Origin of the sequence: Microcoleus sp. S1D4, from assembly GCF_036700765.1 — a bacterium.
Lineage (GTDB): Bacteria > Cyanobacteriota > Cyanobacteriia > Cyanobacteriales > Microcoleaceae > Microcoleus.
This window is the reverse complement of record NZ_JAUBPP010000014.1, coordinates 1-26,413: the sequence shown is the minus strand read 5'-3', so window position 1 is coordinate 26,413 and position 26,413 is coordinate 1. Positions and strand designations below refer to the sequence as shown.

General features: G+C 44.8%; 23 protein-coding genes. 12 read left to right on the top strand and 11 right to left on the bottom strand.

The window, feature by feature from the left end; genetic code table 11:
• The first annotated feature begins 137 nt into the window (after positions 1–137).
• A complete protein-coding gene (locus QT998_RS15930; protein ID WP_194012076.1) occupies positions 138–329 on the top strand; it encodes a hypothetical protein in 192 nt (63 codons plus the stop codon).
• Positions 322–666, top strand: a complete 345-nt coding sequence (locus QT998_RS15925) for a type II toxin-antitoxin system PemK/MazF family toxin (protein ID WP_333115294.1) — start codon at positions 322–324, stop codon at positions 664–666. The genes QT998_RS15930 and QT998_RS15925 overlap by 8 nt, the downstream gene beginning before the upstream one ends.
• 85 nt (positions 667–751) lie before the next feature.
• On the opposite strand, the gene QT998_RS15920 is transcribed toward QT998_RS15925, so the two are convergent.
• On the bottom strand, positions 752–1,789 hold the full coding sequence (locus QT998_RS15920; protein ID WP_333115296.1) for an ankyrin repeat domain-containing protein: 1,038 nt from the start codon (positions 1,787–1,789) through the stop codon (positions 752–754).
• Between the two features lie 218 nt (positions 1,790–2,007).
• On the opposite strand from QT998_RS15920, the gene QT998_RS15915 reads away from it, so the two are divergent.
• On the top strand, positions 2,008–2,610 hold the full coding sequence (locus QT998_RS15915; RefSeq protein WP_333089879.1) for a 2OG-Fe(II) oxygenase: 603 nt from the start codon (positions 2,008–2,010) through the stop codon (positions 2,608–2,610).
• Positions 2,611–2,791: 181 nt separating this feature from the next.
• Here QT998_RS15915 and QT998_RS15910 read toward each other — a convergent pair whose 3' ends face one another.
• Positions 2,792–2,935, bottom strand: a complete 144-nt coding sequence (locus QT998_RS15910; RefSeq protein ID WP_333089878.1) for a hypothetical protein — start codon at positions 2,933–2,935, stop codon at positions 2,792–2,794.
• Positions 2,936–3,458: 523 nt separating this feature from the next.
• On the opposite strand from QT998_RS15910, the gene QT998_RS15905 reads away from it, so the two are divergent.
• From QT998_RS15905 to QT998_RS15895, 3 genes are all read left to right on the top strand, one after another.
• Complete coding sequence (locus QT998_RS15905; RefSeq protein WP_333089876.1) at positions 3,459–5,633, top strand: glutamine synthetase III family protein; 2,175 nt, start codon at positions 3,459–3,461, stop codon at positions 5,631–5,633.
• A gap of 337 nt (positions 5,634–5,970) precedes the next feature.
• A complete protein-coding gene (locus tag QT998_RS15900) occupies positions 5,971–6,975 on the top strand; it encodes a BMP family protein (RefSeq protein ID WP_333089875.1) in 1,005 nt (334 codons plus the stop codon).
• A gap of 41 nt (positions 6,976–7,016) precedes the next feature.
• Positions 7,017–9,857, top strand: a complete 2,841-nt coding sequence (locus QT998_RS15895; protein ID WP_333115299.1) for a PAS domain S-box protein — start codon at positions 7,017–7,019, stop codon at positions 9,855–9,857.
• Positions 9,858–9,981: 124 nt separating this feature from the next.
• Here QT998_RS15895 and QT998_RS15890 read toward each other — a convergent pair whose 3' ends face one another.
• The 5 genes from QT998_RS15890 to QT998_RS15870 all read right to left on the bottom strand — a co-directional run bounded on the left by QT998_RS15890 (position 9,982) and on the right by QT998_RS15870 (position 15,838).
• The gene (locus tag QT998_RS15890) at positions 9,982–11,400 is read right to left on the bottom strand and encodes a cation:proton antiporter (protein WP_333089871.1); all 1,419 of its coding nucleotides are present in this window, start codon (positions 11,398–11,400) and stop codon (positions 9,982–9,984) included.
• A 102-nt stretch (positions 11,401–11,502) separates the two neighbouring features.
• Positions 11,503–12,276: a 1-(5-phosphoribosyl)-5-[(5-phosphoribosylamino)methylideneamino]imidazole-4-carboxamide isomerase gene (gene hisA, locus QT998_RS15885; RefSeq protein ID WP_333115302.1), complete on the bottom strand. Its 774-nt coding sequence runs from the start codon at positions 12,274–12,276 to the stop codon at positions 11,503–11,505.
• Positions 12,277–12,398: 122 nt separating this feature from the next.
• Complete coding sequence (locus QT998_RS15880; RefSeq protein ID WP_333115306.1) at positions 12,399–13,079, bottom strand: DUF2459 domain-containing protein; 681 nt, start codon at positions 13,077–13,079, stop codon at positions 12,399–12,401.
• 14 nt (positions 13,080–13,093) lie between these two features.
• Positions 13,094–14,296 carry a glycoside hydrolase family 10 protein gene (locus tag QT998_RS15875; RefSeq protein WP_333115310.1) on the bottom strand — a complete coding sequence of 401 codons (1,203 nt, stop codon included), beginning with the start codon at positions 14,294–14,296 and terminating at the stop codon, positions 13,094–13,096.
• 132 nt (positions 14,297–14,428) lie between these two features.
• On the bottom strand, positions 14,429–15,838 hold the full coding sequence (locus tag QT998_RS15870) for an amidohydrolase (protein ID WP_333115313.1): 1,410 nt from the start codon (positions 15,836–15,838) through the stop codon (positions 14,429–14,431).
• Between the two features lie 230 nt (positions 15,839–16,068).
• Between QT998_RS15870 and QT998_RS15865 the strand changes: the two genes are divergently transcribed.
• From QT998_RS15865 to QT998_RS15855, 3 genes are all read left to right on the top strand, one after another.
• A complete protein-coding gene (locus QT998_RS15865) occupies positions 16,069–16,839 on the top strand; it encodes a cysteine hydrolase family protein (protein WP_333115317.1) in 771 nt (256 codons plus the stop codon).
• A gap of 274 nt (positions 16,840–17,113) precedes the next feature.
• Positions 17,114–17,551, top strand: a complete 438-nt coding sequence (locus tag QT998_RS15860; RefSeq protein WP_333309780.1) for a cupin domain-containing protein — start codon at positions 17,114–17,116, stop codon at positions 17,549–17,551.
• Between the two features lie 270 nt (positions 17,552–17,821).
• The gene (locus QT998_RS15855; RefSeq protein WP_333115320.1) at positions 17,822–18,172 is read left to right on the top strand and encodes a DUF952 domain-containing protein; all 351 of its coding nucleotides are present in this window, start codon (positions 17,822–17,824) and stop codon (positions 18,170–18,172) included.
• 182 nt (positions 18,173–18,354) lie between these two features.
• On the opposite strand, the gene QT998_RS15850 is transcribed toward QT998_RS15855, so the two are convergent.
• On the bottom strand, positions 18,355–19,608 hold the full coding sequence (locus tag QT998_RS15850; protein ID WP_333115323.1) for a CCA tRNA nucleotidyltransferase: 1,254 nt from the start codon (positions 19,606–19,608) through the stop codon (positions 18,355–18,357).
• A 108-nt stretch (positions 19,609–19,716) separates the two neighbouring features.
• Between QT998_RS15850 and QT998_RS15845 the strand changes: the two genes are divergently transcribed.
• From QT998_RS15845 to tsaB, 3 genes are all read left to right on the top strand, one after another.
• Positions 19,717–19,965 carry a Ycf34 family protein gene (locus tag QT998_RS15845; protein ID WP_333089860.1) on the top strand — a complete coding sequence of 83 codons (249 nt, stop codon included), beginning with the start codon at positions 19,717–19,719 and terminating at the stop codon, positions 19,963–19,965.
• A 240-nt stretch (positions 19,966–20,205) separates the two neighbouring features.
• Positions 20,206–21,915, top strand: a complete 1,710-nt coding sequence (locus QT998_RS15840) for a serine/threonine-protein kinase (RefSeq protein ID WP_333115325.1) — start codon at positions 20,206–20,208, stop codon at positions 21,913–21,915.
• Between the two features lie 2 nt (positions 21,916–21,917).
• Positions 21,918–22,625 (top strand): tRNA (adenosine(37)-N6)-threonylcarbamoyltransferase complex dimerization subunit type 1 TsaB, encoded by a 708-nt coding sequence (gene tsaB, locus QT998_RS15835; protein ID WP_333115328.1) that lies wholly within the window; start codon positions 21,918–21,920, stop codon positions 22,623–22,625.
• A gap of 329 nt (positions 22,626–22,954) precedes the next feature.
• On the opposite strand, the gene QT998_RS15830 is transcribed toward tsaB, so the two are convergent.
• From QT998_RS15830 to QT998_RS15820, 3 genes are all read right to left on the bottom strand, one after another.
• Entirely contained in the window at positions 22,955–23,218 is a 264-nt protein-coding gene (locus tag QT998_RS15830) for a hypothetical protein (protein WP_333115331.1), read from the bottom strand.
• A gap of 392 nt (positions 23,219–23,610) precedes the next feature.
• Entirely contained in the window at positions 23,611–24,441 is an 831-nt protein-coding gene (locus QT998_RS15825; protein WP_333089856.1) for a DUF928 domain-containing protein, read from the bottom strand.
• Positions 24,442–24,505: 64 nt separating this feature from the next.
• Complete coding sequence (locus tag QT998_RS15820; RefSeq protein ID WP_333115333.1) at positions 24,506–26,302, bottom strand: CHASE2 domain-containing protein; 1,797 nt, start codon at positions 26,300–26,302, stop codon at positions 24,506–24,508.
• Between the last annotated feature and the right edge of the window lie 111 nt (positions 26,303–26,413).

Below are 26,413 nucleotides of genomic sequence, written 5' to 3'. Positions count from 1 at the left end.
TTTGAGATTGCGGTTTCTAACTATAATGGCAGTTTAGAAAGAAAATGCGCTCTCTCTGAGGTTATAAGCAGTCATGGTAAATGCAGCGAACAGATAGATTTTGTGTTATACTAAAAATGTGTCTCAGGAAAATAACTATGACCGCTTTAGTACAACAATTCCTAAACACCTTCGATCGCCTACCAGACTCAGAGCGGCTGGAAGTGGCGTTAGAAATTTTGAAACGAGTCATTCATTTAGACTTGCCACCTTTGTCTGACGATGATTTAGTTCTGAATGCTGAAGAAATTTTTTTAGAGTTAGATCGAGAAGAATCGGCTTATGAGTAGTCCCAATCGCGGAGAGGTTTGGCTCGTAGATCTAGGTTACGTAGCGAAAGTCAGACCGTGCCTAGTAATTAGTATTCCGGCTTTGGATATAGACCGTGCATTAGCGACTATAATTCCACATACAACAAGCTCGCGCCGATCTAGATTTGAGGTAGATATTAAAACTCACTTTTTGCGATCGGGAGTATTTGATGTGCAGAACATTATTACAATCCCTCACGCCAAGCTGCTGCGAAATTTGGGAAGTCTAACAACAGAGCAAATGACGGAAGTGGAAAAGATTATGCTCTTATGGTTGGGATTTAAAGACGCAAGCGCTGAGGAAGGCATGGGTTAATAACTGATAATCAGTAGCTCTCTCAGAGCGTGTACTAGCTGTTATTTTCAATTTTAATCGTAAATCTTGATTGTCAGAAAACCGCTTAATTTTTAGCGCCGTGCTGCTTGAGTAACTTAACAATCTCCGAAGTTGATGATTTTTCAGCAATGGTTAAAGCCGTTGCACCATTTTTATTGCGAGCGTTCACATCCGCACCCTTTGAAAGAAACAACTTCACTAATTCAGGTTTTAATTCCTGGGAAATACCCGTATTCGGTTGAACAATTCTCATCAATATAGTAGTATTGTCGTAAGGATCGGGAGCGTTGACATCAGCACCGCGATCGATCAATAATTTCACAGTCTCAATATCTCCACGAGACACCGCACTATACAGCAAGCCTTTAGGAATTTGGGCTTGATTTTTCAGGATTAATTCAACCATCTCTAGTTTCTTTTTTCCCGGTTTAAACCTGCTAATAACAGTAAACAAATTTTTGTCATCGTTCACATTAGCGCCTCGATTAATCAAGGCTTTCATTGCTGCAAAATTACCGCTTTCTGCTGCGATGTTGAGTGCCGTGCGTTGATTGCGATCGATCGCCTCCATATCTGCACCGCTGGCAATCAATAAGTCTATCACCCCGCTACCCCCTCCAGCAGCCGCCATGTGCAGGGCAGTTTTTCCTGCTTTGTCGATCGCCTTTACATTCAATCCTTTTTGCAGAAACAACTTTACAATAGTCTGATTCCCGCCAAAAGCAGCCGCGTGTAACAGTGTTTGGTTTAAATAAGTCTTGAAATGAACATCCGCATTTTTTGGCAACAGCTTTTCGACTTCCGCCAAATTGCCCGTGTAAGCCGCACTAAACAGCAGAATGTTGATATTATCTATTTTGGGCAATTCCCACCGATCGAACATCCCAACCTCAACGATATCGCCCTGCCAGCCCGCAGACACAAGTTGCACCATCTCAAAACTTTTACTCTTCAACTCCCTTCCAGACGCATCGAACAAAAATACATCGCAAGGCGCATCGCTGCCCCCACCAGGCATAGCAAACAGCATCGGATGTCTGACAATGGCGATCGCATATTGGCCGTTTGGACTCCAACTAGCGCTGCGAATACCCGATTTCATAATTTCTCGGGGCGCAACCGAGAGGATAATTAAGAAGCCTAAAATACCAAGACAGCCAAAACTAAAAAAACGCATAATTATCTTACAGTCGCTCCTGGAATAGACTATAATTTTTAACTTCCACAGATCCCGCGCGAGGAACAAAACAATCCGAAATATTAACGATTGCTACATTCCTATCCGCTGTTTCCGTTAAACTTTGATGATTTTTAAGCGCCTTGAAATATTACAGCCAACATCCTAACGCTTTCTCGATCGACTATCTCAACGACTTGCGAGGCTCAATTCTAGCATCCCCGTATCTGGCAATCAACAACCTCAACCGCGATTTCATTGGCACAAAAGGCTTTTCGGTGGTGTTTAAGCGTTCCGAAATTGCCGAAGTAGAGCGCCGCTTCCCCTTTTTCAAACCCTATCTAGACAGAGCATTAAACCCTGAATGCAACGCTTTTTATCTCAATCCCCTGTTGCTGGGTGAAGGTTCCCGCGTCGATCCGCATATCGATCGATCTTTGCGATCGTACTGCAAAACCGTCGAACCTCCCGCCGCCGTCAGCGTTTTGTACGTACAAGTACCGCCAAACTTGCAAGGAGGAGAGTTGATACTGCGGCGCAACAAACAGCAAGTCGGACAGATTAAGCCGCAAGCCAACTCGCTCATCTATTTTCAAGGAGATTTGACTCACTCTGTCAACGCCGTTAAAAGTAGCGGAACTCGTTTAAGTTTGGTTTGCGAACAGTACAGTTTGAGCGCCACAGAATTGTCAGATATTCCCGGATTTACGGTGGAGTCAAGGGCCGCGAAAGCCAAAAGTAAGTAAGGTTTATTCGATCGCTGATACCTGCCGTAAATTAGCCACAATAATTGTAGGGGCTGGTTAACCAAAAATTGATGACTCAAACCCACAATATCTATAAACCCGCCCGCACGACGCGACAAAGTTCGATCGCGCGCAATTCAACCGACATCAGATCAGCTATAGCGGTTATCAAATTTGAACTCTAAATAATCCGAATAACCCACTGCTGGCGCACCCTACAACTGCTGCGATCGCCTGCCGTTTCAGTCGCGGGCCTCCTGTCAAACTCAACTTTTGCGGTTACGCGCGATCGGGCGATCGACCATTCCGCAAAAAAAAGTAACATTCTGTAGCCTGTGCTACATTAATTAAGTTAATGATTGCTTACACTCTCCAAGTGTAGGTTGTGTAGTCTCCATAATTCCCCAAAACAATAAACGAGTGCGTTGTTTGCTGGGCTGCGATTTATCGTTGAACCGTTAAAAACCATAAGTAGTTTTGACCAGAATTAATCGGAATTGACTAGCACAAAGTTTTTGAGCTTACCAGGGTTAAAATGAGCTACTAAATCTGTGCAGCGACCACATCTATGATGTTAACTAAAGTTAGTACAGCCTCTTGTCATCTATTTTATTGCTAAGAACTAAAATCCCACCGCATCTATCGAACACTGGATTCTCAGCAACACAGAAAGCGAAGTTATTGCGCCTCGCTCATCCAATTCTTCATATCCTGCCAAAAAAGGCATTCTCCAAAAAGTTAGCCTTGACTAAAAATGTTAGTAAATCTAACAGATTCATCAACGGTTAGACTTGCGCTAACCACTATTTTTCACAACTACTGCTCCCCTAATCCCAATAAAAATAACCATGAGTGGAAACCAATCGCGCGTTCAAGCAATTTCTCAAATCGTCAACCGCCAACTGACCCCACCCAAGCCTCCCAAGCGGTTAGAAGATATGTGGGCAACAGACGTTTTTAGTCTGAGCCAAATGCAAGCAAGACTGCCCAAAAATATTTTCAAATCAGTAAAAAACACCATTCAAACCGGGCAAACCCTCGATCCTTCCGTAGCTGATGTAATTGCAGTAGCAATGAAAGATTGGGCCATTTCCAAAGGAGCCCTGTACTACGCTCACGTATTCTTCCCGCTAACCAACAGCACCGCCGAAAAACACGACGGTTTCATCTCACTCCAAAGCGACGGCTCCGTCATCTCAGAATTTGCAGGTAAACTTTTAGTACAAGGCGAACCCGACGGTTCCTCCTTTCCCAACGGCGGCATTCGCTCCACCGACGCCGCTCGCGGATACACAGCCTGGGATGTCACCAGCCCCGCCTATGTCATGGAAACAGACAACGGCATGACTTTGTGCATTCCCACTGTTTTCATCTCTTGGACAGGTGAAGCCCTAGACAAGAAAACCCCGCTTTTGCGCTCCATTAGCGCCATGAACAAAGCAGCAACCAGAGTCTTAAAACTGTTAGGAAACACCGAAGTTGCACCCGTAAATTCCAGTTGCGGTTGCGAACAAGAATACTTTCTTATAGATTCCAACTTCGGCCACAGCCGCCCAGACTTGCTGCTAGCAGGCCGCACCCTCTTTGGCAAAGCTCCCGCCAAAGGTCAGCAATTTGACGACCACTATTTTGGAGCCATCCCAGAGCGCGTTCAAGTCTTCATGCAAGAAGTAGAAGAAAGAATGTACCGCCTGGGAATTCCGGCCAAAACTCGCCACAACGAAGTAGCACCCGGTCAGTTTGAAATTGCACCAGTTTTTGAAGCAGCAAACGTCGCCAGCGACCACCAACAATTAACCATGACAATTCTCCGCAACACAGCGAAGAAACATGGTTTTATGTGCTTGCTGCACGAGAAGCCCTTCGCGGGAATCAACGGTTCCGGCAAACACGTTAACTGGTCAGTCGGTAACGCCACCCAAGGCAACTTATTAGACCCCGGCGATACACCGCACTCGAACATACAATTTCTAGTTTTCTGCGGCGCTGTGATTCGCGGAGTTCACAAATACGGGCCCTTGTTGCGCGCCGTAGTTGCTACTGCCAGCAACGACCACCGATTGGGTGCAAATGAGGCTCCGCCAGCAATTATCTCTGTCTATTTGGGCTCGCAATTAGAAGATATCTTCGAGCAAATTAGCAAAGGAGGAGTTAAGGGTTCTCAATGTCGAGGCATCATGAATTTAGGCGTAGAAACACTGCCTACTTTCATGAAGGATGCCGGCGACAGAAACCGGACTTCGCCCTTTGCCTTTACGGGAAACCGCTTTGAATTCCGTGCAGTAGGTTCCGGTCAATCTGTTTCCGGCCCGCTGGTGGCAATGAATACTATTCTTGCAGATTCTTTGGACTGGGTTGCTAACAAATTAGAAAGCGATTTGGCTAACGGAACTGAACTGAATGCTGCCATCCAAACACTTCTGAAAGAAGTGATGGACGACCACGGCGCAGTGATATTTGGCGGTAACGGCTATTCAGAAAAATGGCACAAAATGGCTGTTGAAGAACGGGGTTTAGCCAACTTGCGGACTACGGCAGATGCTTTGTCGGCGTTGAAGGAAGGATACGTTGAGGACTTGTTTGAAAAGACAGGTGTTCTAACTCCCGTTGAACTAGAAAGCCGTTATGATGTGTATGCAGAGCAGTATTTGCTGGCAATAGAAGTCGAAGCAAAACTTGTACTGAGCATGACAAAAACTCTGATTTATCCGGCAGCGGTGAGCTATTTGTCCGATCTTTCTAACACGATTTATAAGTTGAAAGAAATTGGCATTGAATTGGAAAAGGCAACTGCCGAAAAAGTAGCTGCTCTGGTTAAGTCAATGATGGATACCGCGAGCAAGTTGAGCGATGCTTTGAGCAAGCACGATTTTGCTACAACAGACGAGCATATGCAGTACGCTTCGCAAACAATTCGCCCTTTGATGGATGAGGTTCGCGAGTATGCTGATGCTTTGGAAGCTGAAGTGGCTGATGATTTGTGGCCGCTGCCTACTTATCAAGAAATGCTGTTTGTTAAGTAATCGCAAATAGAGTTAATTTGCAGTTAGAGTTGTAAGCTTTGCTCGTTACCAGGAAGATCCTGGTAATGCAGATAGGCGAGGAAGAGCCTCCTTTGATATCGCAAGTTACAGGAGAGAAGACTGTAGGAGGTGCTTAATTTATTAAGTTTTCGATCCTTAGAGTTGTAAGGACATGGCAGTGCCGTGTCCTTACTTGTTTTTGAGCTTAATTGAGTGTTACGCTGAATCTGTCAGAGTCATTAAATGCGAGCGAGAGTAAGAGTTGTGAAGATTGTTGAGATATCCTTCAACAAATTTGTCGGCAGAAAAAAAAGTAATATTGCTCAGAAAAGCTATTATGCAAATTCAATCTCTCTTGAAACAAATGACTCTGGCGGCTCTAGCTCTATTTTTTGCGATCGCGTGCAGTCGATCGACTCCGAAGATAGACTCTTCCCCTGAAGCAAGTACCTCCAGCAGCTTTAGAGTGGCAATGCTCACCACAGGCTCCAAAGACAACCAAAGTTGGGATCAAGCTTGCTTTGAAGGATTGAATCTCATCAGAGATAAATTTAACGCTCAGGTAGACGTTACTGATAGTCTTGACGGTGAACATAGTGAAGCTGCCATTCGCAAATATGCCCAGTCAGGCTATAACCTGGTAATTGCAGCCAGTGGTGCCTATTCCAAAGTTGCCGAAAAGGTCGCTAAAGAATTTCCGCGAACAAAATTTGCCCTGATTACAACGCATCCAGGGAATAACAGAAATTTGGGGGCTGTTGCCTTTCGATCGGGTGAGGTGGGCTACCTCACAGGCGCTTTGGCTGCCATGAAGACCAAAAGCAATAAAGTTGGCTATATTGCGGGTGAAGCTTATCCGGTTTACAAAGAAGAAGAAGCCTTGTTTAGGCGGGGAGTGAAAGCAACGAATCCCTCTGTTCAAGCCTCGACGGCTTTTCTCAACTCTTGGGTTGATACGGACAAAGCCATCAAAGTCGCAACGGATATGGTTGCTTCTGGAGTAGATATTTTGGCATTCAACGCAGGTGAGGCAGGGTTAGCCGCCCTAAAAGCCGTTTCGCAAAAGCCAGGAGTCTTTGTGATTGGTAGGACAAAGGATCAGTACGAAGTGGCTCCCGGCAAAGTCCTAACTAGCGTTCTGCAGGACATTCCCCATCTGGTGCTAAATGTGGCAGTGTTAACCCAGCAAGGTCGCTGGGAAGGAAAACTTTACAAGTTTGGCCTCAAGGAAAAAATCTACGACTTTGCCCCTTTCCGTGGTAGTCTCACGTCTCAGGAAGAGGACAATTTTAAGATAATCCGAGAAGCTGTGACGACTGGCAAAATCGATGTTTCTCCTTAGTTTGCCCATTAATTGATTTACCATTATTTGTCCTAAGTCCGATGAAAAATCAACGCAACGAACGCAACGAGCGCGTTCTGCCGATTGCCAGAAGCTGCCGTTATCATCCCTGGCAACGCTTTTTTTCTATTGCAAATCAGCTCCGCTATGGTTTGATATTTTTGGTTCTCCTGAGCTTACTGCCCACTGGTGGCTTGCTGATCTACCTCAGCTTTCAGGCGCAGATACAGCAATCGCGATCGCTCCAAGAAGAGCGCAGTCAGACAGCAGCAGCGCAGATTGATAATTATCTAGATGACTTGAAACGAAAACTGAGCTATTTAGCTAGGGTCAAAGGACTCACAAACTTTCAACCACAAGCGCAGCAGAGCCTGTTGGAAGGGTTGACTCGTCATAATGATGCTTATGAAGCCGTTGCCATTTTGAACCGGAAGGGACAAGTTGTCGCGTCAGTTTCACCCTACGAACCGCTCAAGTTAGAAAATCCAGCCAATTCGCCACTGTTTATTCGTGCCTTTAAACAACAGGAAGATTATGTCAGTCCTGTAGAAATTAATCCTCAAACCCACCAACCAACCACCATTCTGGCGGTTCCAATTCGGAATGAGCGAGATGAGGTGGATGGGGTGCTATTAGCAGAGATAAATCTCAACTTTCTCTGGTTTGTTGTTTCCCAAACGGAGGTCGGCAAGACGGGTTATGTTTATGTAGTTGATGAGCGTAATTTTCTGATTGCTCAAAAGGGTAGTAAGCCAGAAACTTTTAAACTTCAAGATATTGCTCAGCGCCCCTTCTTTCAATTCTTGAAAGAATCCGAAGATACTAAGCGCCTTAACGTTTATCAGGGTCTAAAGCAGGTAGAAGTATTGGGAGCCAGTGCCTTAGTTCGGAGCGTGAATTGGAATGTGGTTGTAGAACTGCCAACGGCTGAGGCCTATGCTCCTGTTTACCAGATGCTCTCAGTTATGGGAGGCTCATTGGCGGTGGTGACGCTCGTGGCTGTTGGCATTGGGTATCTATTTATTCGGCAAATTGTGGTGCCGCTCCAGCGCTTAACCACGGCAGCTACTAAACTCAGTGCGGGGCAATTAGAGACGCGGGTCAACATCGACAGCCAAAACGAACTGGGGAAATTGGCGATCGCCTTTAACAATATGGCAACCCAGTTAGAGGAACTGATTACAGCAGTTGAAGTAGAACGGAATTTCGTTTCAGCCATTCTTGAAATTGCAGGTGCCGTGGTAGTTGTGCTCGACCCGAAGGGACAAATCGTTCGCTTTAACCGAGCTTGCGAACAAATGACTGATTACTCGTTTAGTGAAGTAAAGGGGTGCTACTTTTGGGATTTGTTTCCGAACTCAGACTTAGCAGGACTTGCCAAAACTACTTTTGAGTCTTTAAAAGCTGGTAATTTTCCCCAGCAATATGAAGGCAGTTGGTTGAGCAAAGATCAACAACTCAGACTGATTGCTTGGTCAGATACTGCTTTAGTAGATAATCAGGGTGAAATTGAGTACATCATCAAAACAGGGATTGACATTACTCAACGAAAACAGGTAGAAGAAGAACTCAAAGCGTCGGAGCAGCGGCTATCTTTTATATTCCGCAAAACTTCACTGGCAGTTGTGGAATGGGATTTAAACTTTAAAGTCACTACCTGGAATCCAGCGGCAGCGAAGATTTTTGGTTACACGGCTACAGAGGCGATCGGACACCATCCCGCAGAATTAATAGTGCCTGCATCTGCCCGAAAGATGGTCGATCAAATTATGAGCGAGTTGTTGATGCAGAGCGAAGGAATGTACAGCGTCAACGAAAATATTACAAAAAACGGCAAAATCATTATTTGCGAATGGTTCAATACGCCTTTAGTAGGGGATGCTGAAAATATTGTGGGAGTTGCATCCTTGGCACTGGATATTACTGAACGCAAGCAAGCCGAAGCTGCTTTAAGGCAAGCAAAAGAGGAAGCTGAGGTTGCACTCAAAACCTTACAGCAAACTCAGGCACAGCTTATTCAGGCAGAGAAAATGTCGGGTTTGGGGCAATTGGTTGCCGGTGTTGCTCACGAAATTAATAATCCAGTCAACTTTATCTATGGCAACCTGAGCCATACTGCGGACTACACGCAAAATTTACTAAAGTTGATTCAGCTTTACCAGCAAACCTATCCAACTAATCCCCAAATTCAGGAAAAAGTTGAAGAGTTCGAGCTAGACTTCATTAGTGAAGATTTGCCCAAAATCCTGACTTCAATGAAGGTAGGAGCCGATCGCATTCGTCAAATTGTTCTGTCGCTGCGAAACTTTTCGCGGCTGGATGAGGCAGAAATGAAGCCAGTTGATATCCACGAGGGAATTGACAGCACATTGATGATTTTGCAAAATCGACTGAAGGCAAATCCGGCTCATCCTGCTATTGAAATTGTCAAAGAGTACGGCGACTTACCGCTGGTAGAGTGCTATGCCGGACAGTTGAACCAAGTCTTTATGAATATTCTGGCAAATGCGATCGATGCTTTAGAAAACTACGACAATCAGCGTTCTCCAAAAGACATCCAAAAGCATCCCAGTCGCATCACTATTCGGACTAAGCTAGTCACAAACGAAACTGGGCCCGGTCATTGTAAAAACGTGGTGATTCAAATTCAAGACAATGGGCCTGGAATGACGGAAACTGTTAGACAACAGGTGTTCAATCCCTTTTTCACTACAAAACCAACTGGTAAAGGAACTGGATTAGGGCTATCCATCAGCTATCAAATTGTAGTTGACAAGCACGGTGGCTTCCTCCAGTGCTTTTCTCAACCCCATCAAGGAACAGAGTTCCTAATTGAAATTCCTGTTTTGCAAAACGGTTCTGTAGCACTCGTTGGTAAATAACCGCGATCGCAATTAGACCCATTTCTTTGAGAACCGGGAGGCGAATGAGTAGCAATGGAGACGATCGCCCTTTCTGATTCAAAACCAGCCGATCGCCCCCAACCACCTCAAAATAGACTTAATATCACCCGCCAATAGCAGTTTGCTCGCTGGAAGGTTCCCCGCTAGCAGGAGGCTCTACCGTATCGCCAAAGGCAATCCGCAGAAAAGGCGGAGCCAAAAAAGTCGTCAGAATTACCATGATAATAATCGAAACCTCCAGCGGCTTATCCAAAGCCCCGCTAGCCGAACCGATACCGGCAAAAACTAACCCAACTTCGCCCCGAGGAATCATCCCAACTCCGATCGCCAATCGATTGATTCCAGGCTGACCGAACACCGCCCAACCAGTCACCAACTTGCCAAAAATCGCCACCACAATCAAAAACACGGCAATCAAAAGTCCCGCCCGATTATCCGGCACTGTTGGGTTCAAAACACCCAAATCTGCCCGCGCTCCCACCGTCACAAAAAAGATGGGTACAAACAAATCAGCGACGGGTTTAATCAACTCATCCAACTCATTGCGGGCATCGCTTTCATCTAACACTAAACCAGCCGCAAAAGCACCCAAAATCGCTTCGAGATGAATTGCGTTGCCGATAAACGCCATGAAAAAAGCAAATATAAATGCCGGAATGACGATATTACCGCGAGTTTTGAGTTTATCAACTACTGCGGCAAAGCTTTTATTAAAGATGCCGCCCAACAGAATTGAACCTAGCAAAAATGCAGTTGCACCAATGATTAAATAGATGACATTAACAACATCAATTTCACCTGTTTTCGCTAAACTGGCAACTACCGCCAAGACAATAATTCCCAGCACGTCGTCAATTACTGCCGCCCCGACAATGATTTGACCTTCTTTGGATTTCAGCCGTCCTAATTCAGACAAAACTTTTGAGGTAATTCCGATGCTGGTGGCTGTCAAAGCAGCCCCTGCAAAAATTGCCGGAATCGCCGCCGTGTGAAAAATTATCATCAAGCCCGCAGTACCCGCAACAAAGGGAACTGCTACGCCGACAACAGCGACAAAGGTGGCTTGAATTCCCACTTCTTTGAGTTGTCTGATATCCGACTCCAAACCAATTTCAAACAGTAGAATAATCACCCCCAATTCAGCCAGCACAGAAACGATCTCGCTCTGCGATTCAAACACGCTGGTGACGGCGGCAGGGGACAGAGAATTTATCGACTGCAAAACAGTCATAATTCCTGAGTTGGAAGCTGACAGTCCGCCTTCGGGAAAAACGATCAGGTGTAAAGCGGATACGCCAACAATCACCCCTGCTACAAGTTCACCCAAAACTGGTGGAAGATTAAACTTCATAGCCGCTTCCGCGCCTAATTTGCTGGCAAGATAAATCACTACCAAACTGAGCAGAACTCCGCTCAGAACGATCGGCGAATTTTCGGGATCGACTGTTGCTAGCAAAGGTATGGGAGCAATTAAGGATGCCATCCCAGAACTTAAAGCTGTAATTGTTGGGTTAAAAAACATGGTACAATGATGATAAGAAAGACATTCTAATCAGATAATTCTGGATGCAGACAAACTCAAGGAGTCCTGTTTTTTAAAGGCTGGTTGTGCTGATTCAGATGTTCAAGCAAAACTGGAAGAACCCAAATCTGGGGGTACATCTTGCCACCGCCCTTGTCCGACGGCTTGAATTGCTTCTTTTAGCAATATATCACCGGTATAAATTGCTCTACCGACGATCGCGCTTTTGACACCAATTGGTTCCAATGCCAACAATGTCAACAAATCTGCGATCGAACTAACGCCGCCCGATGCAATCACTGGAATCGAAATAGCGTTAGCAATTTCGCGCAAAGATTCCAAGTTCGGCCCTTCCATAGTACCATCGCGGTGAATATCAGTGTAAATAATTTCTGCTGCCCCCCATTCGGCCATTTTTTGCGCCAATTCTGTTGCTAAAACTTCTGAAGTTTCCAACCAGCCTCTAGTAGCAACTTTACCGTTTCTGGCATCGATTCCCACCAGAATTTGACCGGGAAATTCGGCGCACAATTCGCCTACTAATTCCGGTTGTTCGACGGCGACAGTCCCGAGAATGGCGCGCTTGACTCCTAAATTGAGGATAGCAGCAACAGAAGCGCGATCGCGCATTCCGCCGCCTACTTGACAGGGAACGTCTACGGCGCGGACAATGGCTTCAATGGCTGCTTGGTTGACTGGATGACCGGCTTTGGCCCCGTCGAGGTCTACTAAATGCAGCATTGTCGCGCCTTGATTTACCCACTGTCTGGCAACTTCGACGGGATTGTCGTTAAAAGTTTGAGACTTGGCGTAGTCTCCCTGATACAATCTGACGCATTTTCCGTCCAATAGGTCGATCGCTGGAATTATATTCATGATTTGGGAATTGGGAATTGGGAATTGGGAATTGGGCATCGGGAATTGGTAATCGGTTATTCGTTATTGCCAGCCCCAAGCGAGTAACAAATAACAAATAACAAATAACAACCAACAAATGACTAATTACTTCTACATTCGCAACCGCTGTTTAAATGAAACATAATCGATGACGGTAGAGTTGACCACAAAGGAGTATTGACCTCAGCTTTTTGCAAACCTTCTGCCGTCCAGTCGTTGCAAGTTCTCAAAATAGAGTAACTGTCTCTTGCTTCATAAAAGCTGTCGTTTTTGTTGTCACCGTAGCTAATTTTTATTTTATTACCTCCGGTGTCTAATTGGAATGTATTTTTAATAAAAATTACCATCCTCAAATAATTTGCTCCACTAATTTTAACACATTTGGTTTCTCGATCTGGGGGAAAAACTCGATAACCTTGAACCTGCACAGTAGACGGAGTAGGAAAAATCAGCGCCTTCAAACCTGTAACTAAATTGATACTTCCCGAACTCGGATTTTCCAGCATAAAAGCTCTATCTCCCCAGCCAAAAGACAAATATTTATAATCAGAAGTGGTATCTCGCCCTATTTCTGTTAGCGGTAAAAATTGATTCCAGTCAAAATATTGATTTTTAACTGGAACAATGATTTCGGTGTGGATGCCTTCGTTAGAAATGTAGAGAGAGATTGTGCAATCTGCTTGCGAGTAATTTCCCCACTTTCTGGGAGTTAGATAGCCAATTGTTAGGACAGCGGTAAAAGATAAGATGACAATTCCTAAGCGCTTTATGATTTTTCTCATTTTAACCGTTAGTTTCAAATTCTACCTTCGGATGGCGGGCGCTGCATCTTTGTGGGAAATAATTCTTGCAATGCCGAATTGCGCTGTTCGGGGGTTTCGTTAGCCCAATTCGACAAACTTTCGTAGAAAAAGAAGGAAACGCCTGCAAAATTTCTTTTTCGCACTTCTTGGACTTGATCTTGAATTAGTTTCAGCGGAATTGAATTATTTTTCAATCCTGTTAAAATGCCGATCGCAGTTGGAATGTGCGTTTTAGCTAATTTGAGTTCTTCCCGTTCCAATTCGGCGTTAAAACGCTTGATATCGCTGCGATAAACCTGCACTATAAGTTCTTCGATATAGCCGCGTCTTTCCCAGGTGAACCAGTCCTGCAAGTGGGCTGGCAAAGCAAAGTGCAGGGGGTTGGGAGATAAGCTGACAATACATTTTTGTTTGCGGGATTTGATGGCGCGGGAAATTCGTCCCATAAAGTCGTTGATTTTGTCGGCGCGCCAGCGCACCCAGAAGGTTTCGCGGGGGTCATTGGAAGGAGGGCTTTTGATTTGTTCCTGATACATTGACACTGTTAGCGGTTCGTAGCCAAATTCTACTGGTAAACCGAAGTGGTCGTCAAATTGAATGCCATCTATATCGTAATTATCGACAATTTCTAGGATTAAATCTAAGATAAATTGCTGTACTTCGGCATGAAAGGGATTCAGCCAAACTCGATCGTGTTCGCCTTCTTTCCAAATAGTTGAACCGTCGCGTCGCTTCGCCAACCAGTCGGGGTGAAGTGTGGCTAATTCCGATTCTGCAGGAGCCATGAAACCAAATTCAAACCAAGGAATTACTGCTATATTTTTTGGGTGGGATTGTGCTATAATTTCTTTGAGAATGTCTCGGTCTTTCAATCCGGGTGATGGGTCGATCGACTTTCCGAATACTTTTTTGGCTGCAGCACTGGGATAAAGCGTGTAGCCTCCTTGCCAAACCGTAGGATAGATGGTGTTAAAGTTGAGTTTATCCAGTCGATTTACAGCGTCAATGATGCTGTTGCGCGAGAAAATAACGTCGCTGTCAATATTAGTCAGCCACACGCCTCGCAATTCGGTTGTTGGGGTTTTGGGCGGGGTTTGAGCCAATAGACGGGGGGAGAAAAGGGCGGAGGAGGTAAGGGCGATCGCAAAAACAACTATTAAAGCCAGTATCCGCCGCCATTTGTGCAGTTTAATCATCAATTTTTCGCAAACACCACAGTTTAACATCATACTGTAGGGTGCGCATGGCGCACCTTTATTCTTCAACCCGCGGAGGCGGGTTTTGTCTGTATAGCCGCGGTTTCAACCGCCGAGTATTTCTGCGCTCCCTTAAGAATAACCAGGCAATTTCATCACTTGGCGGTAGTGCGATTCAATCTTGCTCACGGTTTGCGATTGACGCTTGCTAGTCCACTCGCTGCGATCGAATAATTCCCGCCTCAAAGCATCAACATCGATGGTTTTTACCTTACCTTCGCCAATAATATGCTTGCCGTTTACCCAAACACTGTGTACCGCATTAGTCGGGCGCCCTAATATTAGCAAGCCGATCGGATCGGTGCGCGGCAACAATGATAAACTGGTTAAATCGTACAGCACAAAATCTGCTTTTTTCCCGACAGTCAGCGAACCCATTTCATCGGCAAGATTCAAGCCTTTTGCTCCTCCCAGCGATGCCATTTCTACAGACTCTCGCGACGTAATCCAGTGGCGGTAATCCAAATCCGTAATATTGTGCAAAATCGAACCCATTTTAATTGCTTCCAGCAAATCCTGAGAGTCGTTGCTAGCGGCGCCGTCGCAGCCGAAAGATACGTTTACTCCCGCTTGGCGGCATTTCAAAATCGGTGCAATCCCGCTTCCCAACCGCAGGTTGCTGAGGGGATTGTGTACAACAGTCGATTCAGTTTCTGCTAGAATTGCGATGTCCGAATCTTCCAGCCAGACGCAGTGGGCTAAGGAAGTACGAGGAGTTAAAAAACCGATTTTTTGCAGGTGTTCGACGGCGCTGCAACCGTATTTTTCGTGAGCTAGTTGTTTTTGGGCTGAGGTTTCTAGGAGGTGGGCGTGGCGGCAAAGATTGTAGCGATCGCTCAATTCGATGCAGCCTTCAAATAAATCATCGGAACACAGTTGAATTCCGGTCGGTGCTAACAATATATTAACACCTTTTTCGGGATTGTGAAACTGTTCGATCGCTGATTCCATTAATTCCAAAGTTGCCTTTGTCGATCGAATGTAAGCCGCGTGTTCGAGCCCGCCGTCGCCCGCCGGCATTCCTGCAGTCAGGGACTGATCTTGAATTAACGGCCCGATAAAAGCGCGGATGCCGATTTCTTGATAAGCGCGAACTGCGGCGGCGATCGTCTCTAATTCTTGCCCCGGAATTAACACTAAATGATCGACGACACTCGTACCGCCGGATAGCAAAGTTTCTACCGCTGTTCCCAAGGCGCTTAAATAAATTTGTTCTGGTTCTAACGGGGTAAAATCGTACAATTCTGTAAGCCACAATTCCAGAGGTAAAGGAGGAATAATTCCCCGCTGCCACATTTCAGAAGAGTGTGTGTGCGCGTTGACAAAACCGGGCAGCAGCAGCTTATTTTTGCCGTTAATAACTGTTATCGCCGGATCTAAATTGGGCGCGATCGCACTTATGCAGTTATCCACCACTCGCACGTCTGCACTTTCATAACCGTTCTCAACTGAAATTAAAGCATTTTGAATTGTAAAGCTCACAGATTTACCCTTTTTGTAAATTTACATCTATTTATATTTTATGATTTAATCTCCTTTAATCTCGTTCCCAGGCTCTGCCTCTTAACGCATATCTGGAGGCTCTCTCTGCCTCTCCTGTGCTTTACTGGAGGCAGAGCCTCCTACAAGGCATTCCCAGGCAAAGCCGGGGAACGAGCAAATATAAAAAATTCGTCATGTAAAATAATAATTGTTTTTGACTCGCGATCGCAATGAATTCTGATTCTCTCCGCACCTTGGGCGTACCGCCGAATGCTTGGAAAGTTGATGCCAAAATTGCCGACATCACCCGCCCGCAAATTGACCCGCAAATTGTTACCCTAGAAACAGAAACTAAAACCCTGCGTGTGGATTTAGCCAAAGCTGCAATGTTGGTGATAGATATGCAAAATGATTTTTGTCACCCCGACGGTTGGCTAGCACACATCGGCGTCGATGTTACACCTGCGCGCACTCCAATTAATCCTTTACAAAATTTACTGCCAAAATTGCGATCGCACGCAATGCCAATTATTTGGATCAACTGGGGAAACCGCCCCGATTTACTCAATATTAGTGCAGCTTCCCGTCACGTTTACAATCCCACAGGCGACGGCGTAGGTTTGGGAGATCCCCTGCCAAAAAACGGCGCACCTGTACTGATGGCGGGGAGTTGGGCGGCGCAGGTTGTCTATGAATTGGAACAGAAACCGGAGGATATTTGTGTGGATAAATATCGGATGAGTGGCTTTTGGGATACTCCTTTAGATAGTATCTTGCGGAACCTCGGCAGAACTACACTTTTCTTCGGAGGAGTAAACGCCGATCAGTGCGTCATGGCTACACTGCAAGATGCTAATTTCCTCGGTTACGACTGTATTTTAGTCAAAGATTGTACCGCTACGACATCGCCAGATTATTGCTGGCAAGCTACTCTTTATAACGTTAAACAATGTTTTGGCTTTTTGTCTGATTCTCAGGCTATGTTAGAAGCAATTAAATAACAGTCAGTAGTCATTAGTCAGTAGTCATTAGTCATTGGGAATTGGGAATTGGGAATTGGCCAAACAGGGCATTCGGCATTCGGCATTCGGCATTCGGCATTGGGAATTGGGCATTGGCCATCTATAGCATTGTTATTTGTCTGACATTATTTGTGAGTGGCCACCAATAACTAATAACCAATAACCAATAACCAACAACCAACAACCAATAACTACTGACTACTGACTACTGCCTTCAACCATAACTAACAATAAAAAAATGACAAATCAGTGCATGATTCCTGTGATAAAATCTCCGAAAGACTACCAAGCATTTCGCATCAGTCCGGGCGATACTAATAGATTAGCTATCGTCTTCGATCCGGTAATAGCTAATGTTTCCTTAACAGTTTGCATCGAAATCTTCGATGCGGGTGGCAAAACTCCTCCTAACCGCCATCAATTTGCAGTAGAAATGTTTTTTGTACTCAAAGGAACAGGGGAAGCCACCTGCGACGGCAAAACAGTTAGTATTAAACCGGGTGATAGTTTGTTAGTGCCTCCAACCGGTACTCATGTAATTAAAAATACGGGCAATGAACGTTTGTACACTTTGTGCATTATGGTGCCGAATGAGGATTTTGTGGAACTAATTCGCAGCGGTACACCAGTCGAACTCGATGAGGAAGATATGAGAGTTCTCGGGCGATCGGATGTACTGGTGACGTGCTAAGTTTCTAGTGAGGATTACCGTCAGCAAACAGAAAAAATGACTGGCGTGGCTCCGGGTGCAGCGCGGGCCATCGATGCTAAAATTAAGACGCTGACAGTAAGTTGCGGCGGGAGTTTTCCTTGTCGAATTGTACTGCGGCGCAACGAAGGCAAAAAAATCCGGTTTCTTTGAAAAATTGTCGCTAATAGCGAAATATTTTGGTACAGAAACCGAGTTTTTGACCCCGCATTTGTAAGTTTTGTACCAGTCGCACTTAAAACCAATCTAATTATGAGCGTTATCTTTCACATCACCCGCAGCCAACAGTGGGAACAAGCCAAACAAGTGCAATTCTATCGCGGGGATACGCTAGATACTGAAGGATTTATCCACTGTTCGACTTTGCCGCAAGTTGTGAAATCTGCTAATAAATTTTTTGTGGGACAAACAGGATTGTTGCTGCTGTGGATTGATTCGGAGAAAGTAGAATCTGAAGTTAAGTATGAATTTGCCGCTGGTGAAGATTACCCGCACATTTACGGGCCGCTGAATGTTGATGCTGTCTTGCAATTTTTTGAGTTGGAAGCGGGTGCAGATGGTAAGTTTCAATTGCCGGCCGAATTAACAGCCAGCCTTAAATAAACTTATTGCATTGTTTTTAGATTGATAATTAAACCGCAGATGTCAAGCAGATGCAACGCAGATAAATGTAGACGCATTTACAGATGATCGCTGGGGCTGGTTGATAGATATTTGGGATGTGAATTACAGATGGTTGGTGAACTGGCTTCTAGCAAGACTGTTGTTGCGATATTTCCCAAATATTAATCAACTTCAATCAAGTCGGCGGCCAGTTTCAGCGCCTCTTCGCGAGTCGCAATTCTCCCTTCTACCCGCGCTAATTGAATCTCCATTAATAATTGACCGATGAGCGGACTTCTGGGAATATTCAAAGATTCCATTAACTCATTGCCACTAACTAATTGGGTGGGATGAGCGATAATGTCATCGGCATCGAGGTAGCGATTAATTAGCAGGGAAATATCATCAACTGCGACTCCCGCGGCTAGGGCTAAAACTGCTAAAACTGGAAATACTATTCCTACATCCCGAAACAAAAAATATTGTTTTCGCAAGGACATTTCTGCAATCGGTTTTGCTTGCAGTTTGGGCAAGTATTTCAAAAGCCCGATCGCACTTTTAATCTCTGCATTGCTGTACTTCAACCGCAGCAACTCTGTTTCAGCGATTGTCGGGTCGGAATTTGCTAAAATAGCTAACTTCCCAACTGCCAACAACGGCGTTTTAATTGTATCTCGAATCGATCGCCCAAATTCTCTCCCCAAGTCTGGATAAATTGCCGCCAAATCAGCAGCACAGGAGTCGATTTTTGTCAAGATATCGAAACGGTCGATCGCACTTGCAAACCAAATCGAAAACAAACCATCTTCGCAACCGCGACAAATCCAAGGAATACCGTTATGATTGCTCAACAAATAACCTAATTCCGTCCGCACCCGTTCCACCGCCACCCGACTCAACAACGGCGCTAATTCTCGAATCGCAGATTGAGTTTCCGGTTCGATCGCAAAACCCAACTGCGCCGCTTGGCGGTAAGCTCTTAATAACCTCAGCGGATCGTCTTCCAAATTCGATCGCGAAATCATCCGCAGCAAACCCAACCGCAAATCAGTTTGACCGTCCAAAGGATCGATGATTTCTCCGGTAAAAGGATTGCAGGCGATCGCATTTATCCGAAAATCCCGGCGCAACAAATCCCCCTCCAGACTCCCCCCCACAGCCTCCGCAAAATCCGCCGTACCGCCCGCAAACACCACCCGCGCAATCTGTCGTTCCGCATCCAACAAGACAAATCCGCCTTTCGTGCGATCGGCAATTTTTCGAGCAGTCTTCACCGCCCGTGTTAGCATAACGAAATCCAAATCAAAATAGTGCGATCGGCGTCCCAGCAGCGCATCCCGCACCGCACCGCCCACCAGATAAACAGGCGGTGTCAGCAGTTCCAAATCGAACGGCCAAGTCTCAGGAGATAGCGCAGTTGGCAAATTAATCGGCATCGCAACAAAAATCTACTTTCCTTACAAACCATTAAACTCTTGCTAAGCTAGATTAACAGAAAGCTCAGAATTCACCAATTTTTTTGAAATGCACAGAGGATATCAAGAATGTGTATTTGTATTAACTGCCACTATGTAGACCGCTGCTTCACCTACCACGCCGTAGAAGAACAGCACGAACAGATTCACCTCACCGAAACACCAGATTTTGACCCCGTAGAACCCACCATCAACGTCAACATCCGCCCCCGCCAAGACGAAATAGAAATGGAATGGGATGTAGTCGGCTGTGAAAGTTTTAAGCAAGAGACCGGCAAATGGGCCAAATTGCGGCCGGGCGAACTCGTACCGACTTAAGTTAGTTGGCAGTTGGCAGTTGGCAATTGGCAATTGGCAGTTGGCAGTTGTTAGTTGTTAGTTGTTAGTTGGTAGGGGCGGTGGATGGTGCGTGCGGGCCCTCTTAGTTGTTAGTTGTTAACAATTCACCAATAACAACTAACCAATAACCAATAACAACTAACCAATAACCAATAACAACTAACCAATAACCAATAACAGTCAACAATTAAAAATATAAAAGATAAAAGATAAAATCCAATGTCCTATTGCTTAAACCCAACTTGTCAGAATCCGCAAAATTCAGGGAATGCAGAATTGTGCCAAAGTTGCGGCTCGAAATTGTTGTTAACTAACGAAAAATCGCCATTAGCATCTCGTTACCGTACCATAAAGGCGATCGGACAAGGAGGCTTTGGCAGAACTTTCCTAGCAGTTGATGAAACAAAACCCCTGATTTTTTCGCAGTGCGTAATCAAGCAATTTTTTCCGCAAAACACCGCTGCCGAAAAAGCGGCCCAACTATTTCAGCAAGAAGCAGCCCAGCTAGAAATCTTGGGAAAACATCCCCAGATTCCCGAATTAATCGCCCATTTTCAACAAGACGGGAGACAGTATTTAGTACAAGAATTTATAGACGGCAAAAACCTCGCCCAAGAATTAGAACAAAAAGGAGCATTCACCGAAACTCAAATTCGGCAACTCCTCAACGATTTATTACCAGTGCTCCACTTCGTCCACAAATCCAAAGTCATTCACCGGGATATTAAACCAGAAAATATCATTCGCCGCCGCCTATCTCCAACTCCCTTACCAGCCTTAGAAAGTTCCTATCAACCATCTCCTTTCCAAAAAGATATCGTTTTAGTAGACTTTGGTGCAGCTAAAAAAGTAACAACAACTGGCTTGCCACAAACAGGTACAATTATCGGCAGCGCTGCTTATACAGCCCCAGAACAATTGATGGGAAAAGCAGTTTTTGCCAGCGACATCTATAGTTTGGGCGTTACTTGCATTCACTTGCTGACTCACATTCCTCCCTTCGATTTGTTCGACAGCGCCGAGGATTCTTGGGCTTGGCGAAATTATTTGAAGAGTGCTGTTAGCGACGATTTCGGCCGCATCCTCGACACCATGCTCCAAAGTGCCACCAACCGGCGCTACAATTCAGCATCTGCGGTCATCCGGCACTTGAACCCCAAGCCGGTGTATTTAGAGGGGCAGCTTGTGCTGGATGCGCCGGAAACATCCGCAGAACGGGTGGTTACACCTGCGCCCGGTGTGTCGCTTTTCACTCGCCAACAGCAAGCCGAAATTCAGCAAGCTTTGCAAGATGCGATCGCCCCATACAATGTTACAATCCAAGTCAGTCAAGCCAAACAAAAACTAAATATCGTCATCAACCGAACCGAAGACAACCCCATTTACTACCCGCACCTATCCCAAATAATTGCCACCCGGTTAACCGATTTGCAGTTAAATCAAATCACAGCCATTAAGCTATTGGGAAGAGTCAACAATTCTCGCATCCCAGAGTGGAAGGAAGTATTGCAAATCGATCCCAAGATTAAACTAAGAAACAAAATCGTGCGACTGCACCAAAATCAATTAATCAACAAAATCGCCCCTGTTGCTACCCAAGAATTTTGGCTACCGAAGTTAAAAAATACGGATTTTTGGATCGATTCGCTAATGTTTGCTTTGGTTTGGTTTATCTTTGGCTCTCAAATCGTCATTTTTAATTCAATATTTGCACTAATAGTTGCATCTGGTTTTATGACGGTCAAACATCAAGTTTCTCAAAACAAAGAATTTGCCAATAAAAATTTATTTGCCAGTTTAGTCTTACTATTTCTGATAACTGGTGGTATGGGTAATTCAAGAATATTAAATACGGGAATATTTGGCGTTCTTTTGGGTTGTTTGGTTGTCGCTTTGCCCTTGTTTTTTGTAAAGGAAAATTATCATTAATCGTGAATAGCAATCCCCAAGACAGAATATCAGTTAAAAAATACGGCCTAGCCCTGCACACGGCAACTCCCGAATTAGGTTTAGCAATCAGCAATTTTTCCGGCGATTCTCGCTGCCAAACTTGGAATTTGGGCCGCAGTTTAGCAACGGATTTGCACCAGCATTTAATCGAGTTTATCCAGCCGCAAACGTGGGCGGATTTGGCTTTTATTGCAGTGGCGAAGGGGCCCGGAGGTTTCACGGGTACTCGCATGGGTATGGTGACGGCGCGGACTTTGGCTCAACAATTGGATATTCCGGTTTTTGCGATTTCAACTTTGGCGGCTGTGGCTTGGGCGGAACCCCCCCAACCCCCCCTTGCTAAGGGGGAGGTTTTGAGTGAGGAATTACCCCTTGCTAAGGGGGGGGTTTTGGATATCGCGCTGCAAATGCCTGCAGGGCGCGGGGAATTGTTTGGGGCGGTTTATGCAGCTAACAGTAATTATGGTGTAACTGAGTTGTTTACAGATACGGTAATGACGGCGGAATCTTGGCAGAAAAAGTTGGAAAGTTGGGAAAATTCCTATCGATTGATTGAAGTTGGCAGCGAATTGGGTGCGTCGGTTTCTGGTGTGTTGGAATTGGCTTATTTGCAGTGGAAACAAGGAAGTCGCCCTGAGTTGTGGGATGCTTTGCCTTATTACGGGCAACATCCCGTGAAGGGGCAATAGACTTGAATTGCAAAATTAGAAAAACATCTTAAAAGTATCTGCGTTTATCTGCGTTTATCTGCCTGAAATCTGCGGTTTTTGTATCATATCGTTTCCGCGTGCATAAGAATTATTTAACCACAGAGAGCACAGAGTACACAGAAGGAGAGAATATATATCTGAATCATTCCGATGCTACCGGATACAATATCAATCAAAGACTCACGCAAAAAATCTAATGAATATTGGGAATTGATTTGATAATTTTTAAGGATTTGTGAGATTTTATCGAACCGCCCAAGCGCTAGAAGGCAAAGGAAAAGACAAGAAGAGATAGTTTTTGTTGTTGTTTATTTGAGAGCGAGACAAAGTTCCAGGCAAAATGTTAATGTTAGTGGGTCTGGGTTTTCGATTCGCAATTGGTCTAGTTCAGCAGGATTGCAGCCGCGAGATTCCATAAAGGCGATAATCCAGCTAGTTATTGCATCGATATCAATGTATTTTGCTCCGAGACATTCGGGACAAGTTTCTGTGCTGATTGTACCTGTGCCGCCGCACTCGGGGCAATCCCAGTGGGTGTTTGCGGGATTGGGGTTAATGAGGCTGTTGCTCATTTCCGGCAAAAGTTCGTTAGCACTACTCGCTCATTTTAGCAATTTCTTGTTTGGGGAGTTCGCCAACTAAAACTCAGTCGCGTCAATGATATTGGAACGCAAATTAGGAAAAAAAGAACGGAAATATTGCAGTTTTTAAATCTATCAAATACAGGAGGAACACGGCACTACCTAAAAACCGGAAATAAATCAAGGTCAGGCTCAAAGATGGAGCAAAAAAAAGTAAAGATACATATCACATTTGTCCAAGTTGACGCTTGATATCAAATTCCGTAACATCGGAATGATTCAGATATATATTCTCTCCCTCTGTGTACTCTGTGTTCTCTGTGGTTAAATAATTCCGATGCAAGCGGAAACGATAGGAGGACGAAAAACCCTACAATTGTAATTTATGGTATCACAACCGGGCCGGCTAGTGGTTCTTGACTTAACTCTTTTTCCCCAATAGACTCTAACAATTTATTCCAGTCACTTCTCAATTTTTGATCGCTTGGAGAAGCTAACAGCAAATTGCCCAAACGAGTCAATGAATCGTACCAAATATCAGGTGCGGCTGCATTAATCAGACGCTCTGTTTCAGCAGTTGTGGCTACCCTTTTCAGTCCTCCTTGGGCTGTCAAATCGGCTAGATTGTTTGTATTATTTTTGCAGTATATTCTCAAATACCACCGATAAGATTGCTCTGTTTGTAAAGCATAGTTTGGAGATGTAGGTAAACTAATATTCACAATGCCAGGAGTTTTAGGTGGCTGGAAAGAAGTTTTGTAAATTAAGGTTTTTTCGTCTTGAGTGAGTAGGACAAATTCTCCTTTTTTTATATCTTCGGCAGCATAGGGAATGTAAAACCAAAAGGTAGGATGGGCAGAAGTTGTGAATACTGGATTTTGGCGGGGTACTAGCAGGGCAAGTATTTTATTTGTGCTTTTGCATGATTTCGATGGGTCGAGACCGCCACCAGGTCTAGTATTAGAATCGGGTGGTGTGCTAGTTGTCGATACTTTTGATCCGGCCCCTGGTTTAGTGTTTTTGTCGGGCTGCTTGACTGGTGTTTTTACCTTCGGTTTGCTGTTGGATTTGGCGTTTTGCCCGATCGCACTTGGATGATTTTCCAGCAAACTATTGTCTGCTAAAATAGCTAGATTAGCAGAATGTGACATCGCTGATGCAGCATCGATCGCCAAAATGAAACCTAACACTAACTGCAATGGCATTTTATACATAAAACCTCTGATATCTCCCAGTCCGCTTCTGCAGACTTTGCCTGTACGGGCGCGGTTTCAAACGTCACAGCTTTGTTTGCGATTGTGAAGAGCGATCGTACACAAACAACATACCACCGGTCGTAACTAAAGCCAAAACTGCAGGAACCAAAGGCATCCAGCCCCCCAAAATCAGAATTATCAGAGAAACTTGATACAACACAAAAATCATAGCACCGCTGGCGATCGTCAATAGCAAGGGCGATCGCCAACGCCAAGCCAACAACCCGCCAGTCACAGCAGCCAGCCACACAAAAACCGCATCTCCCCACTGAAACCCATACCATTGAGGTAAAACCCGCAATAGCGGCCTTTTATCAATTACAGCGCTGAGAATTTGACTCACCATATGAGCGTGAATCCAAACTGCCGGCATTTTACCGTAAGGAGTATCGAATTCAGTCTCAGAAACTTCCGAAGTATGACCGATTAAGACAATCTTACCCTTGACTAAATCCGGGTCTATTTTCCCTGACAATACTTCTTGCAGCGTCACCTTAAAAGCTGGTTTGGGGTTAGCGCGGTAGTTGAGCAATACTTGACTGACTTTTGGCTCTTTTAACGGTTGATAACCTCCTGTACGAGAGGCTAATCTTTTGAATGTAACACCGCCAATTACCCACTCTTCATTCTGGTTTTTTTCCAATTTTATGCCTTGATTTTCCAAAAATCGCGCAGCCAACAGAAAACTTAAGCTATTCGGAGCTTTGCAACTATCCTTGAAATTAGAAAGATTCGGGTGATAAGATAGAAGTTGGCGGCGAATACTTCTACCTTTATTGTCACGCGCTTCATCTGGCGGTAAATTGATAAAACCAATTTGATTTTCTAATTTACTTTGCAACAATTCTGGGGGTGGCTCCAGGATTTTGCCTGCATTGTAGGTGCATACAGCAATGAGATTAGGATTTTTTTGAAAAAGGGCAATCAAATCTTTTCTTCCCGGTTCCTTTGGCGAATTTCGGTGCATATTCAAACCAATTGCTGCAGGCTTCAATTGTAGTAATTTGTCGATCGCCCTAGCTATAATAGCATCAGTTTGCGGATAGTCGTACTTGTCAACATCCTTGTTAGTCACTTGCACCACCAGCAACCGATTGTCGATTAATTCAGATTCCCGCTGCCTCATTAGTCGATCGAACATTGACAGTTCCAACACCTCCATCACCCCCAGAGAACGCGCTCCCATCACCGCCACGGTACAGGCCGCACTCGCCAAAATCACCGACTTCAAGGGCGAAAAACCCTTAACTGGCGGTCTTTTCTCATACCTAGGAACCGCCGTCAAATTTTCAGCAACAACAGGCCCATCGGACTCAATCAAAAAATCGCTCCACATCAGAGGCACCGCCGTCGGATGCTGCCAAATTACCGGCAACCAACTAGCACAAGGAAACTTATGCTCTAAATCCCCCAAACGGTTGCAAGCTTCCCTCTTTGCTGCATACAAAGACTTGCCAGCTACAAACTCTGTAAGAAAATATTTTAAAAATTCTTGAGCTACAACATCCGGCACCAACTCCCGCATTAAAATCATTTGCGGAATCATTTGGAAATCATCTAATTTTGTAGCCAAACCCAACCCGTCACAGCAGTTAAAAATTGCCAGTTGCAAACCATTATCTACCGCTTTTCTCAAACCAACCCACAGCTCATCAATGGTTAAACAATCATCTTTATTGATATAAATTTTTCCAGTACCATCCTCAGTTTCGCCGTGTCCCGCAAAAAATATAATATCCCAAGATTGTTCCCAAAGCTCGTCAGTAATCTCTTTGCGTTTGGGTTCTACTAAAACTTTAACATCAGCATTAGGAGACAAGTTTTTCAGGATTTTCTCATCTTCTTTTACATTAATAAGCTGCTACGCAGCTAAACCGGATAAAATAGCATTGCCTTTATTTTTGATTTTTCGATCCCATTTAATAACCAT